The sequence below is a fragment of the Pseudoalteromonas sp. NH0006-46 genome (genome assembly GCF_057547735.1).
Genome location: NZ_BAAJML010000002.1, coordinates 423,636 through 447,546, shown reverse-complemented (window position 1 = coordinate 447,546; position 23,911 = coordinate 423,636). Strand labels below are relative to the sequence as shown.

Below are 23,911 nucleotides of genomic sequence, written 5' to 3'. Positions count from 1 at the left end.
GTTAACTCTAATTAGGATAACCATGTCATATTTATCTTTATCTAACACTAGTTTTGTTGCGATTACTATTAGTTTTGCTGTTATTTGCTTAACTATTTTTTTATTAAGAATAATAACTCAAATTAAATTAAAACAAGCGCTTAAAGATGAATTAGCCCAGCATGATAACTTTGCTATGGGGATCAACTTTGCATCAGAGATTTCGGTTGTTATTGCAACCATTGCCTTTTTGTTTGATGAAATAAGTGTCAACACCGCACAGTCCAATCCACTTAAAGTGGCTGTATTAATTGTACTGTTATTTTCATTTATAAAAGTGGGACACTTAATTCACCGAAAATGGATATTGCATCGCTTTAATGAAGAAGCCGCTATTTTAAAACAAAATGTATGCGCCGCATTGGTTGATTCAGGCATGTTAATAGCTAACTTTATTATGACACTCGGTATTTATACATGGACCCACACTCAAGGTTTTAGTAACTTATTAATCGCGTTAGTTAGCTTTTTTTTACTGCAAGGAATGTTTGCACTTGATAGTAAAATTCGTGAACATCGCTTTGCAAAAGCCAATCAAGGTGCGTCTTTACAAAGTAATTTTAATTTAGAAAACACCTCAATTGGTATTCGATATGCTGGTAAATCAATTGGTTTAGCACTTGCGTCCTATGCGGGTTTATCAAGTGCAACGTTTCAAAACGGTAAAATGGTTGAAAACCTGTTTACACTGGTAATGCATTGCGGTGTAATGTGGATACTCTTATATGCATTAACATTTGTTGTAAAAAAAATATCGCTACCTAATATTGATGCTGCACTTGAAGTTGATCACCAAGACAACATAGGTATAGCGTGTATTGAATTTGCCGTTTTTTGTGCAATAGGCTATTTACTAATTAGCATGTTTTCTATTTAACATTAAAAATGTTTCGCTTGGGCTTACACTAAACCTGCTTACATAACACTTTGCTTAATTGCACTGGGACATTATGCCATTTGAAGTTACTAACTATCTATTAATTGATATAGATAACGAGTTTAGCAGAGCGTTTGCTGGTCACTATTTTGATAGTGCAAAGCGAGGTGCCCCTAGCACCCTAGTAATTGCAGGGGCCAACACCCGCCAGTTAGTTAAAATGATGTTTGATGAACTCATTAAAGACTACTGCTATTGCGATTTTGAAAACGAAATTAGCGTTTCGGAACTTGCCAGCTACTTGCATGAGCATCACGATATACAGGGCGTATTGTTTAATCAAACAGATTATTTACTGGCTGATGAAAAACAACGATTTATTTATAACTCATTGCATGACAAACGTTTTTTAGTCACTCAAGATGAAAGCGGTTTTGCCTTTAGCCCTGTAACAGACGAAGGTTTTTCAAATCACTTATCTTGTCATACCGACATAGCCGATACCTCTGTTGATATAATTGAGTTAACAGAATTACTTAATAAACAATAAATAATTGCACCTAGCTCGCAGCTTACTTACCATAGCGATATATAACTTTATCGCCAACTTATAAGTGAAAGCACATGCGAGTTCCTCATATTTACCAAGCGTCTTCTATTACACTTAACACTCCCGTGTCACTCGATGACGATGCAGCTGGCCACATAGGCAGAGTACTTCGTATGAAAGTAGGCGAGCATGTGTCTATTTTTAACGGTGAAGGCGGTGAATACCTCAGTGAAATTATTGAAGTAAGTAAAAAAAATGTGGTGGTTATGCCGCAGCAATTTAATCCTCACGATGTTGAATCACCATTAAAAATTCATTTGGGTCAATGTGTATCGCGTGGTGACAAAATGGATTTTACAATTCAAAAGTCAGTTGAGCTAGGTATCACTGAAATCACCCCTATTTTTAGTCAGCGCTGTGGTGTAAAACTCATTGGCGACCGCCTTGCTAAAAAGCATCAACAATGGCAAAAAATAGCGATTGCAGCAGCCGAACAATCGGGGCGTAATTATGTGCCGGTTGTTCACCCTCCTATAGACATAAAGCAGTGGCTTGAGCAATCAACCAACGCAATAAAACTCACGCTTCACCCTCGCGCAGAGCACAGCATTAAAACCATTACGGTACCCAAAGATGGCGTTCGTTTTTTAGTTGGCCCAGAAGGCGGCTTTACTGACGAAGAAATAGCACAAACTAAACAACAAGAATTTGTTGATATTCGTTTAGGCCCACGTGTTTTGCGAACTGAAACCGCCGCTTTAACGGTCTTAAGTGCATTACAGCTGCAATTTGGCGATTTAGCTAATTGAAATAGCTAAAAACACCCTCATATCAAAGCTATTAGTAAACTCTAGTAGCAATTACACATAGATTAAGGCACAGCGCATGGCAATTAAATTAGGTATTATTTCAGATCCTATTAGTGGGTTTAACATTAAAAAAGACACCGGTTTTGCAATGATGATGCAGGCGCAAGCGCGTGGCTACGAAATTTACTACATGGAGATGAATGATTTATCACTTCGTAAAGGTAAGTCGTACGCCACCGCAGCAAAAGCGCGTGTATTCAACAACCAAGAAAAATGGTACGAGCTGGAAGAAAAAACCACCATTGCACTTGCCGATCTTGACGTAATTTTAATGCGTAAAGATCCACCCTTTGACACGGAGTACATTTACGCAACGTACCTTTTAGAACGCGCTGAAGATGAAGGCACGTTAATTATCAATAAACCACAAAGCTTACGTGATGCTAACGAAAAGCTATTTACTGCATGGTTTAGCGAACACACGCCAGATACCTTAGTTACGCGCAGCCAAAAACAAATTCGTGAATTTTTAGCACAGCACAAAGACATTATTTTAAAGCCACTAGATGGTATGGGCGGCGCTTCAATTTTCCGTGTTAAAGATGATGATGCAAACATAGGTGTTATTTGCGAAACCCTAACCGAGCATGGCAGCCGCTTTGCGATGGTGCAAAATTATGTGCCAGAGATCACACAAGGCGATAAACGCGTATTGGTTGTTGATGGCGAGGTAATTCCATACTGTTTAGCGCGTATTCCACAAAATGGTGAAACGCGTGGAAACCTTGCTGCAGGCGGTCGTGGTGAAGCGCGTCCACTTAGCGAATCAGATCTAAAAATTGCACAAGCGGTTGCACCTACACTTAAAGAAAAAGGGTTAGTGTTTGTAGGATTAGATATTATAGGCGACAAGCTCACCGAAATTAACGTAACGGCTCCCACTTGCGTACGTGAAATTGAAGCCGCTTATGATATATCTATTACCGGTATTTTATTTGACGCAATTGAACGCAAGCTCGCTAAATAAACACCACAAGAAAGTCCATTAATATAAGTATTTCATGCCATTAATGGACTTTTTATACGCTATGTATATATCTATGCCATACTCAAAGTTCAAATAGTATTCATAAACTAAAAGGGTGAAATCTATGCAATCATTAGAAAATCATTTTTTAATCGCAATGCCGTCGATGCAAGACCCTTTTTTTAAACGTGCCGTTACCTATATTTGTGAGCACAATGAAGATGGGGCTATGGGGTTGGTAATCAACCAACCTATTGATGTTACCGTTGGTGAGCTTTTAGATAAAATAGAAATAGACAACGACAAAACCCAGCAAGCTGCAAAAGTGGCAGTATTTGCCGGTGGCCCAGTTAAAACTGACAGAGGATTTGTTCTTCACTCCCCAAAACTCGGGTATACCTCAAGTCAAAAACTAAGCAGTGACATTATGATCACAACCTCTAAAGATGTGCTTGCAAGCTTAACGACGTCGCATGCCCCCGAGCAGTTTATTATCACCTTAGGGTATGCAGGTTGGGAACAGGGTCAATTAGAACAAGAACTGCTTGATAACAGTTGGCTTATAATAGAAGCTGACCCGGCTATTATTTTTAACACGCCCGCTGAAAAGCGATGGGAAAAAGCCGTTTCGATGCTTGGCTTTGATATAAGCCAACTCAGCCCTGAAGCAGGGCATGCGTAAATATACCCTCTCTAAATTAAGTTCATAATATAAATTCACTTGAAAATAGATACGCTATTACAAGTGAATTTTTTTATGTAAACCTTTAACATAACGGCTTGAAAATCAGCCTAAGTAAAACATTATCAATGACAAAAAGAACATTTAAGCCACAAGGCGAACGCACAGTAATGGGGTTTGATTTTGGCACCAAAAGTATCGGTATTGCCGTGGGGCAAGAACTCACTGGCAGCGCATCAAGTCTCAAAGCAGTTAAAGCACAAGACGGTATTCCAAACTGGGATCATATCGCAGTGCAAGTAGACGAATGGCAGCCAGATTTAATGGTGGTCGGCTTACCGCTAAACATGGATGGCACTTCACAAGAGGTGACATTTAAAGCTAAAAAGTTCGCTAATAGATTACATAATCACTATGGCATTCCTGTACAAACACAAGATGAACGCCTAACAACCGCAGATGCAAAAGCCCGTTTATTTGAGCAAGGTGGTTATAAAAATCTGGGTAAAGGAAATGTAGATAATATGTCTGCGGTAATTATTTTAGAAAGTTTTTTTGAATCATTTTACGGCGAGTAACACTGCAATTAGGGTTGTTAAATACTAAAAACGCGACTTAAAAGTCGCGTTTTTTAATGAAAATAACAAATTAGTTATCGTCATCTCCCATTCCATCTATGGTAACACCTTGTAAAAACCCTGCACCTTGTTGTTCGTTATTGCGCAGCTTAATCATCAAGCGTAAATCATTTGGTGAGTCAGCATGATGCAATGCGTCTGCATAGTTAATACGTTGCTGCCTGTATAACTCAAAAAGGGCTTGGTCAAAGGTTTGCATGCCCATGTCATTAGATTTAGCCATAGCCTCTTTAATGCCGCCAATATCGCCGTTTTTAATCAGCTCTGCCACCATCGGTGAGTTAAGCAATATTTCTATGGCGGCAACGCGGCCGTCACCATCAGAGGTGGGGATTAATTGTTGCGCTACAATGGCGCGTAAGTTAAGTGCTAAATCGTATTTTAGCTTGTCGTGTTTTTCTTTTGGCACCAAATGCATAATACGGTCGATTGCTTGGTTAGCATTGTTGGCATGCAGTGTAGCCACACATAAGTGACCCGTTTCAGCAAAACTTAATGCGTATTCCATGGTTTCTTGCGAACGTATTTCACCAATTAAAATAACATCAGGAGCTTGACGTAATGAGCTTTTAAGCGCTGACTCAAAACTATCTGTATCAAGGCCTACTTCGCGCTGGGTAATGATACTTTTACGGTGCTCATGAACAAACTCAATAGGATCTTCGATTGTTAAAATATGGCCCCGTTGATTTCGGTTTCTGTATCCAATTAAGGCGGCTAATGAGGTCGACTTACCGGTTCCTGTTCCACCAACAAACAAAACTAACCCACGCTTTGCCATAATGACGTCGGTGAGTGTAGAGGGTAAGCCCAAATCACTGACATCGGGGATCTGTGTCACAATTCGGCGAATAACCATACCCGCTCTATCGCGCTGCCAAAACGCTGAAATACGAAAGCGCCCTTCATCCGTTGCAATAGCAAAGTTACATTCTTTGGTAGCATGAAACTCTGCTTTTTGTTTTTCGCTCATCGCAGACTCAACCAACTGTAGAGACTCTTCGTCAGTGAGTTTGTCGTCGCCTAAAGGAATTAATTCACCGTTTATTTTTGCACTCACAGGTAAACGGCTAGATACAAATAAATCAGAGCCTTTTTTCTCAATCATAGTGATTAAGTAACGGTTTAAAGATAAAGTCATGATAATTCCTTAACCACCAAATTGTGTTTTGTCTTGCGCTTTAGCTTGCGCTGCGGTGTTGGTAACAATGCCTCGGTTAACTAAATTTGTTAAACATTGATCCATTGTTTGCATTCCAATTGAGGCGCCAGTTTGAATAGACGAGTACATTTGTGCAATTTTGTCTTCACGAATTAAGTTACGTATGGCAGGTACACCTATCATAATTTCATGGGCTGCCACTCGCCCGCCACCAATTTTTTTAAGGAGTGTTTGCGAAATAACCGCTCGCAATGACTCTGACAACATAGAGCGTACCATTGCCTTTTCTTCACCAGGGAATACATCAATAATACGGTCAATAGTTTTAGGTGCTGAAGTTGTATGCAACGTACCAAACACTAAGTGACCAGTTTCCGCAGCGGTCATTGCTAAACGAATAGTTTCTAAATCACGAAGCTCACCCACTAATATAACATCCGGGTCTTCACGCAGAGCACTGCGTAATGCGTTTGAAAAACTGTGCGTATCGCGATGTACTTCACGTTGGTTGACTAGACTTAACTTGTTATCGTGAACAAATTCAATTGGATCTTCAATCGTTAAAATATGGTGATGTTTATTTTGATTTATGTAATCAACCATAGCCGCAAGTGTTGTTGATTTACCCGAACCCGTTGGCCCAGTAACAAGCACTAATCCGCGTGGGTTGTCAGATATTGTTTTAAAAATATCTGGCGCGCCTAAATCATCAAGTGTTAATACTTCACTGGGTATAGTACGAAATACTGCCGCAGGGCCGCGGTTTGAATTAAAGGCATTAACACGAAAACGCGCAAGATTGGGAACTTCAAACGAAAAATCCACTTCAAGGTTTTGCTCGTAGTCTTTGCGCTGAGTATCGTTCATAATATCGTAAACTAAACTGTTTACGTCTTTATCTGCAAGGGCTGGTATATTAATGCGGCGAACATCACCATCTACGCGTATCATAGGTGAAACACCCGACGATAAATGTAAATCGGATGCATTGTGTTGCACACTAAACGCTAATAATTCGGTAATATCCATTTATGACTCCACAACTGGCTGATAATTATATGGTTACAATAGCAGAACGACTCACTTGCGCCTATGCAAGAATTGCAAACGCAGCAAAAAATACACACAGAAGCAAAGATGAAATAACCTTGCTGGCGGTGTCTAAAACCAAACCTAGCGACGATATTGTTGCTGCCTATAATCATGGCCAACGCCAGTTTGGTGAGTCTTATGTTCAAGAGGCTGTAGATAAAATAGCTCAACTGCACTCATATAGCGATATCATTTGGCATTTCATTGGCCCTATTCAATCAAATAAAAGTGCTTTAGTAGCAGAAAATTTTGATTGGGTGCAAAGCGTTGATCGGATCAAAATAGCCAAGCGGCTTAATGCTCAGCGTCCAACCACTAAACAACCTCTGAATGTACTTATTCAAGTAAATATTAGCGCCGAGGAGGCTAAATCAGGTTGTCATCCCGATGACATAGCCAGTCTTGCTGAATTTATTAGCCAATGTGACCTGCTAATGTTGCGTGGTTTGATGGCTATTCCCGCAAAAAGTGACGACCCAAGTACGCAAATTCAATATTTTGAGCAATTACAAACTTGCTTTGATAAACTAAAGGCCCAATATCCACAGTTAGACACTCTATCTATGGGTATGAGTAATGACGTTGAAGCCGCAATTAGTGCAGGCTCAACTATGGTGAGGATTGGAACCGACATTTTTGGAACACGAACTTAAAAGGTAAAAACAGATTTATGTCAGATAAAAAAATCGCATTTATAGGCACAGGTAACATGAGCTACGCTATTATTGGTGGCATGGTAAAAAACGGCTTTGACGCAAATAACATCATTGCGACTAACCGCAACCAAGAAAAGCTTGCAAAGGTAGCAGCCGATTTCAAGGTGCAAACCACCAGTGACAATAACGAAGCCCTACGCGATGCTGATGTAATTGTTTTGTCTGTTAAGCCGCAAATGATGGGCGACCTATGTAAATCGTTTCAAGAATCGGGCATCGACTTCAGTGATAAACTATTTATCTCAGTAGCTGCTGGTTTAACAGTAAGCCGTTTGCGCGAAATGTTAGGGCAAGATGTAAAAATTGTACGTTGCATGCCAAATACACCGTCTTTACTAGGGCGTGGCGTGTCTGGCTTATTTGGTGCTGGCGAAACGCACCAAGAACATGAATTTGTTCAGCAAGTATTCGAGTGCACTGGCATTGTGGTGTGGGTTGACCAAGAAGCAAAGATTAACGACATCATCGCAGTAACAGGTTCATCACCAGCTTACTTTTTCTTATTTATGGAAGCCATTGAAGAAAAAGCTAAAGCGCTGGGCTTTAATGATGAAGATGCCCGTCGCTTAGTACAACAAACAGCACTTGGCGCTGCCGAAATGGCGTTAAGCCAACCAGAAATTAGTATTTCTCAGCTACGCGCAAACGTAACATCTAAAGGCGGTACTACACATGCCGCAGTTGAGCACTTAAAAGACGAAGGCTTAACTAAAACCGTTGGCGATGCCATGGATGCGTGCATTGCTCGAGCGATGCAAATGGAAAAAGAACTTTAAAACTACTTTTTATTGAAGGTTACACTATGAATGCCATGCAATTTTTAATCAGTACCCTGTTTGATTTGTTTTTGATGGTGGTACTGCTGCGTTTTTGGCTACAGTGGGCAAAAGCCGACTTTTACAACCCAATGAGCCAATTTGTGGTTAAAGCAACGTCGTTTGCAGTTAACCCTTTGCGTAAAATTATACCCGGGTTAGGGGGGCTTGATTTAGCCTCACTATTGCTGGCATTTATTGTAGCTATTGCCAAAATTAGTACTTTAATGTTGGTAATTTACGGCGCATGGGCTGCACAACCGGTGTTTATTCAAGCCCTAATTACCGTATTAAAAGAAGGCTTAAACTTGGTATTTTGGGTATTAATTATCCGCGCAATTTTAAGCTGGGTAAGCCAAGGTTATAACCCTATTGAAGCGGTTTTCCATCAACTTACTGAGCCAATGCTTAAGCCACTTCGTAAAATTATTCCACCAATGGGCGGCTTAGATTTATCAGTACTTGTATTAATTATTGGTATTCAATTTTTACAAATGCTGTTGATGGACTTTTTAGCCTAAGTTTTTGTTTTTAGCAAAAGAGGCCTTATGGCCTCTTTTTTATATTTTTTGGAGTGAACAATGAATCGGTTAATTAAATTTTGTTTTATTGCTTGTTTAACACTCGCGTTTAACGCACACAGCGAACAAACATTGGGCGGGCAATATAAAGAATTAGGTCCGTGGCAAGTACATTACATTGCCTTTCCATCAACCTTTATTCAGCCACAAATCGCCAAAGCATATGGGCTTGAACGCAGTGGCTATAAAGGAATTGTTAATATTTCTGTGTTAAAAAACAATCCAGAGAACACAGCTCAAAAGGCAACGTTATCTGGCACAGCTAGAAACCTACTTGGTAATAAACAAACGCTAAACTTTAAAGAAGTAATTGAAGGTGAGTCAGTTTATTATCTTGCCCAAGTCGACTTTACAAACGAAGAAATACTGCGCTTTGAAATTGAAATACAGCAAAATAATCAATTTCAAACATTGCAATTTCAGCAAAAATTTTACGTAGATAAATAATATTATGAACAAAACTTTAGTCCTTGCCACGGGCAACCCTGGCAAAGTAAGTGAGCTGGCCAACATGCTAAGCCCACTTAATATTAATGTAGTTCCACAAAGTGATTTTAACGTTGGCGAAGTAGCAGAAACGGGCACTACGTTTGTTGAAAATGCCATTATTAAAGCTCGCCACGCAGCTAAAATTACCGGTATGCCAGCAATTGCTGACGATTCCGGCTTAGAAGTTGATGGCTTAAATGGTGCACCTGGTGTTTACTCTGCTCGTTTTGCAGGACAAGGCGCAAGCGATCAAGATAACATAGACAAGCTATTAGCTGAGCTTGCCAATAACCCAGTGCGTAGCGCCCGCTTTTGGTGTGTGTTGGTATTAATGCGCCACGCAGACGACCCGACTCCACTCATCTGTAGTGCGAGTTGGGAAGGTAAGATTACAAAAACTCAACATGGTGAAGGTGGCTTTGGATACGACCCCGTTTTTTATGTTCCGTCACTTGAGTGTACAAGCGCCGAGCTTACAAAAGCACAAAAAAATGCAGTGAGCCACCGCGGTCAAGCATTGCAGGCTTTGCTAAATGAGCTAAAATTAAAAGGCGGCCTGTGACTCTTCCTCCTTTAAGTTTATATGTGCACGTACCTTGGTGTGTGCAAAAGTGCCCCTATTGCGATTTTAATAGCCATGGACAAAAAGGTGACATACCAGAAGCCGAATATGTTCAGCATTTAATAGACGATTTAAAAGCCGACTTACACTTAGTGCAAGGGCGCAAAATTCACAGTATATTTATTGGTGGCGGTACGCCAAGTTTATTAACTGGTGATGCTTACACACGCTTACTAAGCGAAGTAGATAGCCTTATAGGCCTCGCCGATAACTGTGAAATAACCCTCGAAGCAAACCCAGGTACAGTAGAAACAGGCCGCTTTAAAGAGTACGTAAAAGCGGGTATAAACCGCATTTCAATTGGCGTACAAAGCCTGCAAAACGATAAGCTAAAAGCGCTGGGCCGCATTCATGGTGCTAACGAAGCAACTCATGCAGCAGAGCAAGCCAAAGAGGCTGGTTTAAATAGTTTTAATCTTGATTTAATGCACGGCTTACCAGGGCAAACCCTAGATGATGCATTAAGTGATTTAAAGCAAATTATTGCGCTCGATCCCCCACATATTTCGTGGTACCAACTCACTATTGAACCTAATACTCAGTTTGCATCTAAACCGCCAACACTGCCTCAAGATGAAACTCTGTGGAATATTCAAGAGCAAGGCCAAGCCTTACTTGCAAAGGCTGGTTATATACAATACGAAATTTCAGGGTATGCAAAACCGGGCTATCAATGCCAACATAACTTAAATTATTGGCGGTTTGGCGATTATCTAGGGATTGGCTGTGGTGCTCATGGTAAGGTCACCAATGCAAAAACTGGCATAATTACCCGAACTGAAAAGGTCAAACATCCCCGTGGCTACATGGATATGGTAAAACCTTATTTGTATAAAAGTTGGCACGTTGAACAAGACGATTTGGCCTTTGAGTTTTTTATGAATCGCTTTCGCCTTGTCGAACCATGCCCGATTGAAGACTACAGTACGCTGACTAATCAGCCATTACAAAGCCAACAAGCAGCTTTAAATAAAGCCATAAACACCGGTTTATTAATAGAAAAAGACGGTCACTGGCAAGTGAGCCTTAAAGGGCATCGCTTTTTAAATGACCTGCTAGAATTGTTCGTATAATGCATTGGGCGTTATACGTCATGTAAAGCGAATACATGAAAAATTAAAATACCCTAATGGGTTTCTAACAACAAAAGGGAAAACAATGCGTAAACTTACCTTTATTGCAGCAGCTGTGAGTGTTGCACTCCTTGCTGGTTGCCAACAAGCACCACAACAATCTGTAACCACTCCAATTGTACAAGCGCAACCTGTGCAAAGCGAAATTGACAAAGCCAATGCGTTTTTTGAAGATACCTTTAACCGTGATGTCATGAGCAGCCCGGTTTACCAAACTTACATGGGTATTAAAAAAGATTACGATAAGTGGGATGACGGCAGCGAAGAGCAAAAACTCAAAGACCTAGCTGAAACTAAAGCCGATTTAGTTGCCCTAAACACAATTAATCGCGACCTGCTAGACGATGCAACAAAAGTAAGCTACGACTTAAAAAAACAAGACCTAGAAAGCTCAATTGCTGACTTTAAATGGCGTTACCACAACTACCCGGTAAACCAAATGTTTGGTACGCACTCTATGGTGCCTGCATTTTTAATAAACCAACATTCAATTAGTAACGTTAAAGAAGCAAAAGACTACATTTCGCGTTTAAATGGCGTGCCTACGGTATTTGACCAGTTAGTAACTGACTTAGAAACACGTGCAGATAAAGGCATTATTGCGCCTAAATTTGTGTTTCCACATGTTATTGATTCAAGCAAAAACATTATTCAAGGTGCACCGTTTGAAAAAGGTGACGACTCAACACTTTTAGCAGACTTTAAACGCAAAGTAACCGCACTTGAAATCAGCCAAGATGAAAAAGATGCACTTATTAACGAAGCAACTGACGCGTTAAAATCGGCAGTTAAACCAGCTTACTCAAAGCTTATTAACTACCTAGCACAACTTGAAAAGCGTGCAGATGACCGTGATGGCGCATGGAAATTACCTGAGGGTAATACCTTTTACAATAATGCACTTAAACGTACAACCACCACTGATTTAACTGCAAAAGAAATTCATGCTATTGGCCTATCAGAAGTAAGCCGTATACATGACGAAATGCGTGAAATTAAAGATAAAGTAGGCTTTAAAGGCGACCTAAAAGCGTTTATGCAGTTTATGAAAACTGATAAGCAATTTTACTACCCAAATACAGCTGAGGGTAAACAACGCTACCTTGACGAAGCAACAGCCATGATCGACACAATGAAAGTGCGTCTTGATGAGCTATTTATTGTTAAGCCAAAAGCCGATCTTAAAGTAAAAGCAGTTGAAGCCTTCCGTGAAAAAGCGGCAGGTAAAGCATTTTACCAACAGCCGGCGCCAGATGGTTCACGCCCAGGCATTTACTACGCAAACCTTTATGATATGGAAGCGATGCCAACGTACCAAATGGAAGCATTGGCTTACCATGAAGGTATTCCGGGTCACCACATGCAAATAGCTATTTCGCAAGAGCTTGAAGGCGTGCCTAAGTTCCGTAAATTTGGTGGCTACACAGCCTACATTGAAGGTTGGGGTTTATACTCTGAACTTGTACCTAAAGAAATGGGTATGTACTCAGACCCATATTCAGATTTTGGCCGCCTTTCTATGGAGTTATGGCGCGCGTGTCGTTTAGTAGTTGATACCGGTATTCACGCAATGAAGTGGACTCGTCAAGAAGGGATTGATTACTACGTAAATAACACGCCTAATGCCACATCTGACGGTGTTAAAATGGTTGAGCGTCACATTGTAATGCCTTCGCAAGCAACCGCTTACAAAGTAGGTATGTTGAAAATTTTAGAGCTACGTGAAGACGCTAAAAAGCAACTTGGCGACAAGTTTGATATTCGTCAATTTCACGATGTAGTGCTTAAAAATGGCCCGGTACCACTAAACGTACTAGAGAACTTTGTAAATGAATGGGTAGCAAGCAAAAAAGCTTAACACTCATTCATAGAGTTAACTAAAAGGTCGCTTATGCGGCCTTTTTTGTATTTTGTACCTTATACCTATTCGCAATAATAGGTTAAGCTAAACAAAAAGGTATTTAGAGGCGTAAAATTATGGAGTTATGCATACAATTACTTAACGCACGCATTTCAAAGCATCAGTTAGATGAGCTAGATAATGATTTTAAGCAGTTAAGTCCAGCCCAACAAACACAGCAGCTTAATCATCTTTACGAAAGCGCTTTACGTATGAGTATTAAGTACGACTTTATGCAAAATGTAGCAACACGTATTTTAACAACCAATACGCCACCTGCACCTTTTATCAATCAGTTAACAACCACAGATGCCTTGACGTTTTTTACGCCTGCGCTTAAGGAAAGCCAGGGCTTTTTAGCACAAGACACCCAAGGTAATAACGTGTTACACACTGTATTTAAACACGCTAATGCCCAAAAGCTGGCGTTTAATTATGTACGCTCATTAATGTTATTTGAGTCTAACGAGGACCTAGTAAAAGCGCTTGCTCAACCCAATGCTCGAGGCCTAACACCTGTTGCTTGTTATATTGCGTATGCAAATAAACCAAACACACCGGTTAAGCATGAATTTTCAGCGCTGTTAGCTCTGATGGAGATAGAACAAAAACAAAACCCAACAGCTAAACAGCAGCTGGCAAATATATTAAAAGGCATGAGCCTTAACGAAACCAGTATTTTACTTAGTGCTGCATACCTGCAACGCTCAACCGCACAAGTTGCACATTTAGTTAAAGCGGTTTAGGTCGTGGTAACCTTGGTGGATTAAAAGTAGCCCACGCTAAGGGCTACTTTCCGGGGAACGAGATTTATAACCTAGTGAGCTTAATGCCCCCTCCTAACGGCCCTCTTTTCAGCGTATACTTTTGACTATACTCGTTATTAATTATTTATGAGAAATAACTCACCCTGATAGGTTATTCCCTACATAGATACTAACTACACCGCTGTAAATTTAATCTCGAATATTAAATAGCCCTTAGTCGTTTAAGTAGTACTCAACAGTGGTTACTACTCTTACGTTTTTTATTTGTGGTGTATTTGAATCGCGGTTAGTAATACTAAACTGCCCTTGGCGAGCTGTTTTTATTTTGCCTAATTTTGAATTGGAATCTCTTGCAAACTTGTTAGCCACTTCGCGCGCTTTTTCAGTTGCTTGTTGCACCATGGCCGGTTTTACATCGTTTAGGCCTGTGAAAATATACTCAACACGTGTTTCGTAACTATCTTGCACTATGGCAATATTTTGTTTAGCTAATTGGCTTACTTTGCTCAGTGCATTTTGTACCTTGTCTACAGCGCTAGAATACACGGTCATATTTGAACGAACAATGTACCTAAATTGCTGGTTTTCATTGCCGTACTCGCGCGCCTGTTTATCGACAATCGATTGGCTACCAAGTGATATTTCAGCGTCATCAAAACCATGCAGTTTTAAAAATGCGATCACGGCGGCGTTTTTTTTCTCAACCCTATTCACCAACCTTTCAAGGTCGTTATCTGCATCGCTAAATTGCAAAGGCCATATAACAGTATCGGCAATTACCTCTTGCTCTGCTAGCCCTTTAACTTGTACGGTGCGCTCCATTTCTTTTACATTGAGTGCTGCACTTTTTAAAATAAACCCTAAGCTAATTAAGCCTAGGCTTAAAAAAATAGCCGCCAGCACAGTGTGAAAACCAGGTGTTTTAATCACAGAACACTCCTTGGTTGATATCAATAATACGCATCTATAAACTCGAAATAACCTCTCAAACAGAGTACATTGAGACAATACATAACGCAAAATTTTAAAGCTAAGGAAACGCAATGAGCCTAAAGCGAATTAGTCAGTTTTTTAACCCAAGCTCAGTGGCAGTAATAGGTGCGTCAAATAACGCCTCTCGTGCCGGTTTTGTCGTTATGCGTAATTTGTTACAAGGCGGTTTTAAAGGGCCGATCATGCCCGTAACGCCAAGCTATAGTGCTGTTCATGGCGTGCTTGCATACTCATGTATTACTGAGTTACCTAAAGTGCCTGACCTTGCCGTTATTTGTACCAATAAAAATACTCTGTTAGACATCATTAGCCAACTTGGCGAGCTTGGCTGTAAAAGCGCTATTATTATTGCCGATGGCTTAACGAATGATCAAAAAAATACGCTAAAAACATGCGCTCAAACACATAACGTCACTTTGTTAGGCCCTAATAGCTTAGGGCTATTAATTCCCCATATTGGTTTAAATGCCAGCTTTTCTCATACAGTGGCAAGCCCGGGTAAAATTGCATTTGTATCGCAATCTGCAGCGGTATGTTCAACCATATTAGATTGGGCTAAAAATAAAGATATTGGCTTTTCGTACTTTGTTTCTGTGGGTGGGTGTTTAGATATAGATTTTGACGAGCTGCTCGACTTTTTAGGGCGTGATGCAAAAACTAAAGCCATTTTGCTTTATATTGATAACATTGAAGATATTCGTGGCTTTATTTCTGCAGCAAGAGCGGCTGCATTTAGTAAACCCGTTATTGCCATAAAAACAGGAAAAACAAATGCTGGCGCTCTTGCGGCAGAGATCCATAGCGGTGGAAAACAAAGCTCTGATGCCGTATACGATGCGCTCTTTCAACGTGCGGGTATGCTGCGCGTTAACGACCTACGCGAGCTATTTGCAGCAACACAAACACTAGCAATGCACCCAAAATTATTACAAGTTGAACAGCTTACTATTTTAACAAATGGTGGGGGGCCGGGTGTTATGGCGGTTGATGAGCTAATTCAACGTTCTGGAAAGTTAGCGGCGCTTAGTAGCGAAACACGCAGTGCGCTTAATCACGTTATCCCCCGCTCAGAAACAACCTCTAACCCAATTGATATTTTTGGTGACTCAGCACCAGCGCGTTACAAACAAGCATTAGAAATATTATTGCATGCAAAAGAAGTGAAGAACTTACTAATAATACATACACCATCGGCACTGGCGCCAAGTGAAGACTATGCCGATGTTATTGTTCAAGCGCTGCAAACGTTGCCAAAAATGGCTCGTCCTTATGTGTTTACCAACTTTATGGGAGAAGACGCCTCTTTTGCAGCCAGAAAAATATGCGCTAACAATGCAATCCCTACTTATCGAACACCTGAAGGGGCCGTTGGCGCCTTTATGCACTTAGTAACATATCGTCGAAACCAAAAGCATTTAACGCAAACACCTGAGTCAAACACCGACGATGCAAAAATAAATAAAGCCGCCGCTACAGCATTAATCTCTGAATTTTTAGACGAGGAGCAAACCTATTTACCCACTCACAGTGCAAGCCAGATATTAAGCCACTACGGTGTTGAATGCATTGAAACTAAAGTAGCTTACACCCCAACCGAAGCTAAAGAGCAAGCCATTGAACTTGGCTTTCCGGTCGCACTTAAGCTCATAAGCCCAAGTATTGCTTCAAAGTCTGAAGTCGGTGGCGTGGTATTAAACCTAAATGATGCAAGTGAAGTTGAACAAACGGCTTTTGCGATGCTGATTCGTATTAAAAATACTTACCCAGATGCGACGATTGATGGGTTTTCCTTACAAAAAATGGCCCCTCGTGCAGGTGCTAATGAATTGCGTATTGCCATTAAAACAGAGCCTAATTTTGGCCCCGTTATTTTACTTGGCGAAGCAGGTACCGGGCTTGAATACGCTCAAGCAGCAGTAGCTCTCCCTCCCCTTAACATGAACCTAGCTAAGTATTTAATTGCCGCAGCTCACGATAAAGGCGTGCTTAAAGATCGCATTTTGCCCGAAAAGGTCGACAAATATCGTTTATGCGCGTTGCTCACACGGATTTCGCAACTGGTTATCGATCAATCCGATATCAGCGCAATGGAACTTAATCCTATTCTTGCTAGTAATGGGCAGTTTTTAGTGCTTGATGCCACCATAACCCTAAATAAATACCAGTCAAAAAGTAACCGTAAACGCTTGTGTATTCGCCCTTACCCAATTGAACTTGTTGAAATAGTGACCCTTAAAAATAATACCCAAGCAACGCTAAGGCCTATTAAACCTGAAGATGAACAGGCCCATAAGGCATTTGATCAATCACTTAATAAAGAAGATCGTTACAAACGCTTTTTTGGTGAGTTACCTCAGTTTAATCATGACCAACTCGCAAAAATGACTCAAATTGATTACGACCGCGAAATGGCATTTATTGTTTGCCAACGCTCAGAGGGAAAAACACGTACCTTAGGGGTTTCGCGTGTAATTATGGACCCTGATAATATACACGCAGAATTTGCTATTGTTGTACGTTCTGATTGCCAAGGTCTGGGCCTTGGACGAATATTAATGAACGCAGCAATTAATCACTGTAAACGCCAAGGCATTGAATGGATTGAGGGCATAACATTACCAGAAAACACAGGGATGATTGAACTCGCCCGTAAGTTGGGCTTTAAAGTTAGCCGCGATTTTGAAGAAGGCAGTATTAACATGGTACTCAACACAAAATAATACAACGCTCAGGCAAGGCGCAAAGCGCCTATACCTGGGTTTATGAGGTTTAATGTTTTTTAGCTCTCGCTAAAAGTACCTTGCCAGTCACGTGTTATAAGCGCAGGAACATCTAAACTAGGCACCGGCTTACTAAACAAATAACCTTGAAAATGTTTACACCCTAACGCGCTTAAAAATGTAAGTTGCTGCTTACTTTCAACACCTTCCGCTACGCACTCTTTTCCTAAACTATGCGCCAGTGTGAGTGTTGATTCAATAATGGCCTCATCATCAGAGTCAATACCTATGTCTTGAACAAAGCTTCGGTCAATTTTAAGGACATCAATAGGAAAACGCTTTAAATAAGTAAGCGATGCATAACCAGTCCCAAAGTCGTCCATATACAGCTTACAGCCTAGCTCTTTTAACTTTTTCATACTTTGCAGTGCAAGGCTCGAGTCGCGCATTAAAATAGATTCGGTTATTTCAAATACAATTGCCTCCGATGGCACATTAGCATTAATAAGTGCTTTTTTTATCTCTGGCACGAGCTCTATAAACTCAAAATCTAAAGCCGATAAGTTAATTGATAAATACAACTCGGGCGATACTTTTCGCCATTTATTAAGCTCTGTTAATGCTCTTGCAAATGTTTGCAGCATTATTTTAGTTATTAACCCAACACCTTCAGCCGCAAGAGAAAACTCCTGCGTTTCAATAAGCTTATTTTCAGGCCAACGTAGTAAAACCTCAAAGCCCTCTGTTGTATAAGTTTGGGCATTTATAATAGGTTGATAGTAATTACAAAACTCATGCTGTTGATAAGCTTTTGTCAGCTGCGATTCTAAGTGAAGCGCTTTTTGAACATGCTTATTCATTTCTTGTTTATAAAATTGATAATTACTCTCAAGCGCTCCCTTGGCATGGTAAAGCGCAATATTAGCGGCCTTCAACAACGCACTACTTTGCGTTGCATCATCGGGAGAAATAGCAACACCAATGCTTAAATTAATATTTACCACTTGCTCGTTAATGCTGATGTTTTGGTTCACGCAATCCATTAGCTTTGTGCAAATAAGAAGCACTTCTTCAATTTGTTGAATATCTTCAACAAGCACAACAAATTCATCTCCTCCAAACCGTGCGATACTGTCTGAGGAACGCAATGAACACTTTAATCGCTCGGCTACTTTTTTAATAAGTTCATCGGCGGCCTCATGCCCAAGTGAATCATTAAAATATTTAAAACGCTTAATATTAATATGTAATAAAGCAACTTTGCATAGGTGCTTTTGAGCTTGCTCAAGAGCATGTTCAACACGATCATTAAACAGAGTACGATTAGGTAGTCCCGTTAAAACATCAAAATTAGTTAATTGGTGTAATTCACTTTCGGCCAATTTTTGTGCGTGTATATCAGTTAAAATTATCACGTAACTACTTAAACGTTGCTCTGTATCGGCGACCGCGCTTATTTTTACTAACACATGACGCGTTTCGCCGTTATGAAGACACACAGTGTCTTCGCAGGAAAAATGCTCTCCCTCCGAGAGCTTTTTCATAATACGTAAGTAATCAACACGATTTTTTGGCGACATCCCCAAGTGTAGCGTTCGGCTTGAGGTGGGCTCTGCAGCAAAGTTAAACGCCGTTTGTAACGACTTATTAGAGGCACGTACATTAAAGTTTTTATCGAGAATAAATACCCAATCACGGGTTTGCTCAAACGCAGCGGTAAATAAGCGAGCATGTTCTTCGTAAACCATCTCACGGGTCATATTAGTGTATGTACCCGCTACTTTTTGGGGCGTTCTTTCATCCCACTCAACCACTTTGCCAAAGTCTTTATACCAACGCCAATAGCCTTTGGCATGACGCACACGGTATGTGCAGTTAAAGTAGCCCTTATCGGTAGATAAAAACTCTAGCCACTCTAAACGAAATAATTGCTTATCTTGAGGATGTATTTTAGCTAAATATTCATCCAGGTTAACAGTATCGTTATTGTAACCAAGCTCATTACTTAAGCGAGGCTGGTAAATACTTGGATTACTTGACTGCCAATCCCATACACCCGACTCACTGCCCTCTAATGCGAGTTTTAAGCGCGACTCACTCTCTTTACTTTCTTTATGAGCGGCTAACAAAATACGTTGAATTTTATTACGTCGCCTTACCCACATTGCAATAAAAAATAAAAATAACGCGGCATACAGCACCATAAAATAAGGAGCGCGCCAAAGGGGATATTTAACCTTTATTTTTAATGTTGCAGGCTTGGTATAGCTTCCCGTTAACGGGTCTTTTGCCCATACTTTTAATGTATAGTTACCCGGGTTTAACTTAGGAAAAAGGACCCGGTTATTGTTACGCGCATAGGTTTTTTGCCCGTTATCGAGTTGATACTCGTAAATAATGCGTTCTTGATTGCTAAAAGCCATTGCTGAAAAAGCCACTTCAAGACCAATATCATCGTGGTTTAATATTATTTCATTGAGGGGCTGTTTTAAATCGCGGGATAATTCTCGCGACATTAAATTTACTCGTGTAATATTTACATGCTCTATTAGTGGTTGGTAACTTTGGTTTTCCATTGGATGAAAATACGTTAACCCTTTTAAACCGCCATATACAATTCGTCCGTCTTTAAGCTTAGCCATTGCAGAGCTATTAAACTCAGCAGATAAAAGCCCTTCTGCTGTACTAAACTGCTGAAAATGGCGTGTTACAGGATTTAAACGCCATATCCCTTTATGACTGCTCATCCAAATCATGCCATCATCGTCAAGCACCATGCTATAAAGTAATGTCCCTAGTTTGTTTTTATCTAGATCAATAGTATGCACGTGCTCGTAGGTTGATGAGTCAATACCTATCAAGCCAAAGTTAGACAATGAGATCCATAAAACATCATTATTATCTATCACGTATGAAAGCACACTTATCGCAACATTCTCATGCTGCTTAGGTACTTTATAGATCATCTTTAACGCTAAGTTAGTCGGATTTAATTGATATAAAATACCCGCATTAAAAAACAGCGGCCAATCGGGTTTATTTGGTAAAGGAGGTAAAAATCCATGCGCTAAAAACGGGTTAAACTGTGCCAATTCGCCCCCCAATCGAGTGACAATTTGACTATCTATGTTGTAAACAAATGCACCGTGATCACGATGCATAAAGTATAAATCGCCGTTAGGCATTAGAGTAACGCCATGTACCCAGCCAGTTATATGATCTTGGTTTGCTTTATTTTTTGTTTTTGGCTCACTCACTTGATAAGTATTTGGGTCAAAAATGAGTAAACCTCGGTTTGTATTCAGCCAGAGCTTATTGTTATATGGCATTATTTGCCAAATACTAAAATCGCTGGTGTATAGGTCAGCCTTGTAATCTTTTAAGTAAACCTTGCTGGTATTCGTTTTTAAATCAACTTCAGTTAATCCATTATTTGTCGCAAGCCAAAGCTTTTCGTTAAACTCGGTTATTCCCCATATCGAATGGTGGGATAAACCGTCTCCTCCTAATAAACTGCCATCAACATTATTAAAATGGTATGTATCTTTAGATAGATAAAAAGCACCATCACTTTTTGTAGCAACCCATACCCCCCCTGTCTTATCTTTAGCCATATCAATAATACTGGTATCGGCTAGGGTATACTTACTCTGTGTAATTCGTGTGTTTTTTATCAATTCACCGGTATTTAAATCAAATTTAAATAGCCCTTTATCTGTAGCTAGATCTATTTCACCTTGGTTGTAATCTATCTTCCACACATTAAGGTCGGCCAGTAATACCTTATTTTTAAAGGCAATATCAGGACGCTCAAACATGCTTGGCAAATCGCTAATATCAACCTGATACATCCCCTTTACGGCCCCCACTAATAACTGGCCATTTTCTCCCAACGCAAACGACTTCACGTTGTTTTGATAAATATGATCAGCTTCGCCCTTTAAATGCTGCAGTGGACGGGTTAAATTATTTGCAATATCATAAACATAGGCGCCATGAGTGGTCGCTATAAAAATATAGCCATTGTAATGAAATAAACTTCTTACTAAGGTGTTTTTAAATTCACTGGGTAGCTCAAAAATAGACTCAATAACCCCAGTTTGTACATCAAGTCTTGCAAAGTCTCGCCCTCGTCCAATCCACAAAGAATCTGAGTCTGCAGCCACCATACTAAAAACTGATTGATTAAAAATTTGTTCTTCATTACTGGGGGGATCTAAAAACTGCTTGTAAGTGTCAGTAGTCGGGTCGTATCTAAAAAGCCCCTCAAGTAATGAGGCAATCCATATATATCCATCTAAGTCTTGGTATATACGATCAATTATTGCTTCTTCAAGCTCACCATTAGGGCCATTAATAGGCGTTACTTGATAGCCATCATAACGATTTAAACCACCTTCAGTAGAAAGCCATAAATAACCATTATTATCGATTAGTATGGTGTTAACGTAACTTTGAGATAAACCTTCACTAGGAGATAAACGCTTTACTTGTGCACCAGCCTGGTAACTAAAAATAGTTATTAAAACTACTAAGCAACTTAAAATCCAATTAACGCCCTTACTCATGGTCATTCCATATCGTTTTTTATTTTATGGGTACTCTAGTGCGACAATGTTTCGGTGCTTATACATATCAAAAAGTACGTGTATTTCAGGAGTATATGTTAACACTTGGTTAAAACCAATACTGCGGTATAAATCGGCAATGTTTTTAAATGCAAAGGTATAAACATGCATGTGCTGATGCGTTAAAAGATCGGTTATTAATTGTTTTGCCACCCCTTTTGAACGATGTTCTGGCGCAACATAAACCGTAGATAAAAACAAAAATGTGGTTTTATTTTGTAGCCTACAAGCGGCCACTATGTGTATGCCTAAATAAATAACCCACACTTGATCTTGCTTATTAGCACGCCCGCTAACTCCATGGACTTTGTAAAATTTATTCACCAAGGGTGTTTTTACTGTGTCTAATAATTGGGTGGTATACATTTTTAACTAAGCATTAATGCTAAATATTGCTCAAACTTTTGCTTTAACACCATTTGCTCCGCAACGGGGCGACTATGGATTGTGTTATAAACTTGCTCACGCGTTTTTTTATTGCGTTTAATTTGATAGGCCCAAAATGAAGCCTCGTAATCGAGCTGTATTTGATATTTTTCTTCACGCGGTAATAAACACAAGTTAAAACTCACAGGTTTTCCTCATTATTTGAATTGTTACAGTTTCAAGAACGGCCCTTGAATTGCTGGGCAAAAACCAAGCATATTGCTATTATACGCGTCTTATTTATTTATCTCAGCTGTAATTGGAAATGATAATGCAAAGACGCTGTAGTATGTTGTTTCTATTAATTAGTTTAATATTTAGCGCAGCCAGTTATAGCAACCAAAATACGCTGACATTTAATCGCCCCGATAACGTCCCGCAGGCAAATTATGTATTAGAGCTCCTTAGTCTTGCCTATAAAGAAATAGGCTACGATATTCACCTTATCGATTTTAGCCCCCAAAATGCATTACGAGCTGCCAATAATGGGGTGCTTGATGGACAACTTGGCCGAGACAGCAGCATAGAAATTGATTTTCCAAATCTACTGCGCGTAGACTTCGAATTATTCAAATTTAAGTTGCTGCTTTATAAAAATTGCCAACAAAGCATATTAGAGCGGCTTGATAATATTGCTATTTTAGCTAATTGCCCAATACAAGCTCAATATATAAAAAATACGCATTTTGATGGCAACGTTATTGAAGTAAAAAATTTAAGCACACAGCTAAACTTACTTACCCAAGGAAAAGTGAAAGGCATATTGTTACTTGATTTTGCATCAGACAACCAGCCAATAAATCAACATGCTCTTTGCTATCAAAAAGAAGTGTTACGTGTAACGCCTGTTTACCACTACTTAAATAAACGACATGCGCACTTAATTGACGGGTTAAAAACAGCCTTAAATAAACTTCACAATAATGGCACCGTTTATGCGCTCAAAGCCAAATATAATATGTATGATTAAAAATCAAAGCCCTGCTGATATATTGCGCTATCACCACCGTGTGCTTGCTGTTTTTTGAGTAAATAACGCTTATAACGCTGTTGGCACAAACTGATGACTTTCTTTTTTTGCGCGTTAGTGAGCGAATTCCACATAAACCGTTCATCACGGCTGCGGTAGCATCCTTTGCAGTACCCCCTATTGTTAACTAAGCAAATACTTTTACAAGGACTTGGAATATCAAATATTTCAATTTGTTGCATCGTATTCGCCGCTCAATTATGGTCTTGTATTTA

General features: G+C 39.9%; 23 protein-coding genes. 16 read left to right on the top strand and 7 right to left on the bottom strand.

From position 1 onward, the window contains the following. The first annotated feature begins 22 nt into the window (after window positions 1-22). The 6 genes from AC27I2_RS06840 (at window position 23) to ruvX (ending at window position 4,562) form a co-directional block, all read left to right on the top strand. Window positions 23-916 carry a DUF350 domain-containing protein gene (locus tag AC27I2_RS06840; protein ID WP_058405833.1) on the top strand — a complete coding sequence of 298 codons (894 nt, stop codon included), beginning with the start codon at window positions 23-25 and terminating at the stop codon, window positions 914-916. 73 nt (window positions 917-989) lie between these two features. Beyond that, window positions 990-1,466, top strand: coding sequence for a hypothetical protein (locus AC27I2_RS06835; protein ID WP_058405832.1), 477 nt, complete (start codon window positions 990-992; stop codon window positions 1,464-1,466). A gap of 74 nt (window positions 1,467-1,540) precedes the next feature. Then, the gene (gene rsmE / locus AC27I2_RS06830) at window positions 1,541-2,275 is read left to right on the top strand and encodes a 16S rRNA (uracil(1498)-N(3))-methyltransferase (protein WP_487203828.1); all 735 of its coding nucleotides are present in this window, start codon (window positions 1,541-1,543) and stop codon (window positions 2,273-2,275) included. Between the two features lie 76 nt (window positions 2,276-2,351). Then, window positions 2,352-3,302 (top strand): glutathione synthase, encoded by a 951-nt coding sequence (gene gshB, locus AC27I2_RS06825; RefSeq protein WP_219422302.1) that lies wholly within the window; start codon window positions 2,352-2,354, stop codon window positions 3,300-3,302. Between the two features lie 124 nt (window positions 3,303-3,426). Beyond that, window positions 3,427-3,984, top strand: coding sequence for a YqgE/AlgH family protein (locus AC27I2_RS06820; RefSeq protein WP_058405829.1), 558 nt, complete (start codon window positions 3,427-3,429; stop codon window positions 3,982-3,984). 128 nt (window positions 3,985-4,112) lie between these two features. Beyond that, window positions 4,113-4,562, top strand: a complete 450-nt coding sequence (ruvX, locus tag AC27I2_RS06815) for a Holliday junction resolvase RuvX (RefSeq protein ID WP_058405828.1) — start codon at window positions 4,113-4,115, stop codon at window positions 4,560-4,562. A 70-nt stretch (window positions 4,563-4,632) separates the two neighbouring features. On the opposite strand, the gene AC27I2_RS06810 is transcribed toward ruvX, so the two are convergent. Next, a complete protein-coding gene (locus AC27I2_RS06810) occupies window positions 4,633-5,763 on the bottom strand; it encodes a PilT/PilU family type 4a pilus ATPase (RefSeq protein WP_010556578.1) in 1,131 nt (376 codons plus the stop codon). Between the two features lie 9 nt (window positions 5,764-5,772). After that, window positions 5,773-6,813 carry a type IV pilus twitching motility protein PilT gene (locus AC27I2_RS06805; RefSeq protein ID WP_006793191.1) on the bottom strand — a complete coding sequence of 347 codons (1,041 nt, stop codon included), beginning with the start codon at window positions 6,811-6,813 and terminating at the stop codon, window positions 5,773-5,775. A 2-nt stretch (window positions 6,814-6,815) separates the two neighbouring features. On the opposite strand from AC27I2_RS06805, the gene AC27I2_RS06800 reads away from it, so the two are divergent. The 8 genes from AC27I2_RS06800 (at window position 6,816) to AC27I2_RS06765 (ending at window position 13,878) form a co-directional block, all read left to right on the top strand. After that, window positions 6,816-7,529 carry a YggS family pyridoxal phosphate-dependent enzyme gene (locus AC27I2_RS06800; RefSeq protein ID WP_487203827.1) on the top strand — a complete coding sequence of 238 codons (714 nt, stop codon included), beginning with the start codon at window positions 6,816-6,818 and terminating at the stop codon, window positions 7,527-7,529. A gap of 17 nt (window positions 7,530-7,546) precedes the next feature. After that, on the top strand, window positions 7,547-8,368 hold the full coding sequence (gene proC, locus AC27I2_RS06795) for a pyrroline-5-carboxylate reductase (protein ID WP_058405826.1): 822 nt from the start codon (window positions 7,547-7,549) through the stop codon (window positions 8,366-8,368). A 26-nt stretch (window positions 8,369-8,394) separates the two neighbouring features. Continuing rightward, window positions 8,395-8,928 carry a YggT family protein gene (locus AC27I2_RS06790; RefSeq protein ID WP_058405825.1) on the top strand — a complete coding sequence of 178 codons (534 nt, stop codon included), beginning with the start codon at window positions 8,395-8,397 and terminating at the stop codon, window positions 8,926-8,928. Between the two features lie 60 nt (window positions 8,929-8,988). Then, window positions 8,989-9,435 carry a DUF4426 domain-containing protein gene (locus AC27I2_RS06785; RefSeq protein ID WP_058405824.1) on the top strand — a complete coding sequence of 149 codons (447 nt, stop codon included), beginning with the start codon at window positions 8,989-8,991 and terminating at the stop codon, window positions 9,433-9,435. Between the two features lie 4 nt (window positions 9,436-9,439). Next, window positions 9,440-10,039, top strand: a complete 600-nt coding sequence (locus AC27I2_RS06780; protein WP_058405823.1) for an XTP/dITP diphosphatase — start codon at window positions 9,440-9,442, stop codon at window positions 10,037-10,039. After that, window positions 10,036-11,172 (top strand): radical SAM family heme chaperone HemW, encoded by a 1,137-nt coding sequence (hemW, locus tag AC27I2_RS06775; RefSeq protein WP_487203826.1) that lies wholly within the window; start codon window positions 10,036-10,038, stop codon window positions 11,170-11,172. The genes AC27I2_RS06780 and hemW overlap by 4 nt, the downstream gene beginning before the upstream one ends. An 85-nt stretch (window positions 11,173-11,257) precedes the next feature. Continuing rightward, window positions 11,258-13,090 (top strand): DUF885 domain-containing protein, encoded by a 1,833-nt coding sequence (locus tag AC27I2_RS06770; protein ID WP_487203825.1) that lies wholly within the window; start codon window positions 11,258-11,260, stop codon window positions 13,088-13,090. Window positions 13,091-13,209: 119 nt separating this feature from the next. Further along, window positions 13,210-13,878 carry a hypothetical protein gene (locus tag AC27I2_RS06765; protein ID WP_487203824.1) on the top strand — a complete coding sequence of 223 codons (669 nt, stop codon included), beginning with the start codon at window positions 13,210-13,212 and terminating at the stop codon, window positions 13,876-13,878. Window positions 13,879-14,112: 234 nt separating this feature from the next. Here AC27I2_RS06765 and AC27I2_RS06760 read toward each other — a convergent pair whose 3' ends face one another. Then, the gene (locus tag AC27I2_RS06760) at window positions 14,113-14,829 is read right to left on the bottom strand and encodes an SIMPL domain-containing protein (protein WP_487203823.1); all 717 of its coding nucleotides are present in this window, start codon (window positions 14,827-14,829) and stop codon (window positions 14,113-14,115) included. Between the two features lie 113 nt (window positions 14,830-14,942). Between AC27I2_RS06760 and AC27I2_RS06755 the strand changes: the two genes are divergently transcribed. Beyond that, entirely contained in the window at window positions 14,943-17,612 is a 2,670-nt protein-coding gene (locus AC27I2_RS06755; protein ID WP_487203822.1) for a bifunctional acetate--CoA ligase family protein/GNAT family N-acetyltransferase, read from the top strand. Window positions 17,613-17,671: 59 nt separating this feature from the next. Here AC27I2_RS06755 and AC27I2_RS06750 read toward each other — a convergent pair whose 3' ends face one another. The 3 genes from AC27I2_RS06750 to AC27I2_RS06740 are packed head-to-tail and all read right to left on the bottom strand — an operon-like array spanning window position 17,672 to window position 22,812. Beyond that, complete coding sequence (locus tag AC27I2_RS06750) at window positions 17,672-22,180, bottom strand: EAL domain-containing protein (protein ID WP_219422307.1); 4,509 nt, start codon at window positions 22,178-22,180, stop codon at window positions 17,672-17,674. 24 nt (window positions 22,181-22,204) lie between these two features. Next, a complete protein-coding gene (locus AC27I2_RS06745; RefSeq protein WP_487203821.1) occupies window positions 22,205-22,606 on the bottom strand; it encodes a GNAT family N-acetyltransferase in 402 nt (133 codons plus the stop codon). A gap of 2 nt (window positions 22,607-22,608) precedes the next feature. Further along, entirely contained in the window at window positions 22,609-22,812 is a 204-nt protein-coding gene (locus AC27I2_RS06740) for a DUF3283 family protein (protein ID WP_024596204.1), read from the bottom strand. Window positions 22,813-22,937: 125 nt separating this feature from the next. Between AC27I2_RS06740 and AC27I2_RS06735 the strand changes: the two genes are divergently transcribed. After that, complete coding sequence (locus tag AC27I2_RS06735; RefSeq protein WP_487203820.1) at window positions 22,938-23,636, top strand: hypothetical protein; 699 nt, start codon at window positions 22,938-22,940, stop codon at window positions 23,634-23,636. On the opposite strand, the gene AC27I2_RS06730 is transcribed toward AC27I2_RS06735, so the two are convergent. Then, window positions 23,633-23,878 carry a DUF1289 domain-containing protein gene (locus tag AC27I2_RS06730; protein WP_058405816.1) on the bottom strand — a complete coding sequence of 82 codons (246 nt, stop codon included), beginning with the start codon at window positions 23,876-23,878 and terminating at the stop codon, window positions 23,633-23,635. The genes AC27I2_RS06735 and AC27I2_RS06730 overlap by 4 nt on opposite strands. Between the last annotated feature and the right edge of the window lie 33 nt (window positions 23,879-23,911).

Coding starts and splice junctions, on each gene's coding strand:
- AC27I2_RS06840 (WP_058405833.1), top strand. CDS start 23: ATGTCATATTTATCTTTATCTAACACTAGTTTTGTTGCGATTACTATT.
- AC27I2_RS06835 (WP_058405832.1), top strand. CDS start 990: ATGCCATTTGAAGTTACTAACTATCTATTAATTGATATAGATAACGAG.
- rsmE (WP_487203828.1), top strand. CDS start 1,541: ATGCGAGTTCCTCATATTTACCAAGCGTCTTCTATTACACTTAACACT.
- gshB (WP_219422302.1), top strand. CDS start 2,352: ATGGCAATTAAATTAGGTATTATTTCAGATCCTATTAGTGGGTTTAAC.
- AC27I2_RS06820 (WP_058405829.1), top strand. CDS start 3,427: ATGCAATCATTAGAAAATCATTTTTTAATCGCAATGCCGTCGATGCAA.
- ruvX (WP_058405828.1), top strand. CDS start 4,113: ATGACAAAAAGAACATTTAAGCCACAAGGCGAACGCACAGTAATGGGG.
- AC27I2_RS06810 (WP_010556578.1), bottom strand. CDS start 5,763: ATGACTTTATCTTTAAACCGTTACTTAATCACTATGATTGAGAAAAAA.
- AC27I2_RS06805 (WP_006793191.1), bottom strand. CDS start 6,813: ATGGATATTACCGAATTATTAGCGTTTAGTGTGCAACACAATGCATCC.
- AC27I2_RS06800 (WP_487203827.1), top strand. CDS start 6,816: ATGACTCCACAACTGGCTGATAATTATATGGTTACAATAGCAGAACGA.
- proC (WP_058405826.1), top strand. CDS start 7,547: ATGTCAGATAAAAAAATCGCATTTATAGGCACAGGTAACATGAGCTAC.
- AC27I2_RS06790 (WP_058405825.1), top strand. CDS start 8,395: ATGAATGCCATGCAATTTTTAATCAGTACCCTGTTTGATTTGTTTTTG.
- AC27I2_RS06785 (WP_058405824.1), top strand. CDS start 8,989: ATGAATCGGTTAATTAAATTTTGTTTTATTGCTTGTTTAACACTCGCG.
- AC27I2_RS06780 (WP_058405823.1), top strand. CDS start 9,440: ATGAACAAAACTTTAGTCCTTGCCACGGGCAACCCTGGCAAAGTAAGT.
- AC27I2_RS06770 (WP_487203825.1), top strand. CDS start 11,258: ATGCGTAAACTTACCTTTATTGCAGCAGCTGTGAGTGTTGCACTCCTT.
- AC27I2_RS06765 (WP_487203824.1), top strand. CDS start 13,210: ATGGAGTTATGCATACAATTACTTAACGCACGCATTTCAAAGCATCAG.
- AC27I2_RS06755 (WP_487203822.1), top strand. CDS start 14,943: ATGAGCCTAAAGCGAATTAGTCAGTTTTTTAACCCAAGCTCAGTGGCA.
- AC27I2_RS06750 (WP_219422307.1), bottom strand. CDS start 22,180: ATGAGTAAGGGCGTTAATTGGATTTTAAGTTGCTTAGTAGTTTTAATA.
- AC27I2_RS06745 (WP_487203821.1), bottom strand. CDS start 22,606: ATGTATACCACCCAATTATTAGACACAGTAAAAACACCCTTGGTGAAT.
- AC27I2_RS06735 (WP_487203820.1), top strand. CDS start 22,938: ATGCAAAGACGCTGTAGTATGTTGTTTCTATTAATTAGTTTAATATTT.
- AC27I2_RS06730 (WP_058405816.1), bottom strand. CDS start 23,878: ATGCAACAAATTGAAATATTTGATATTCCAAGTCCTTGTAAAAGTATT.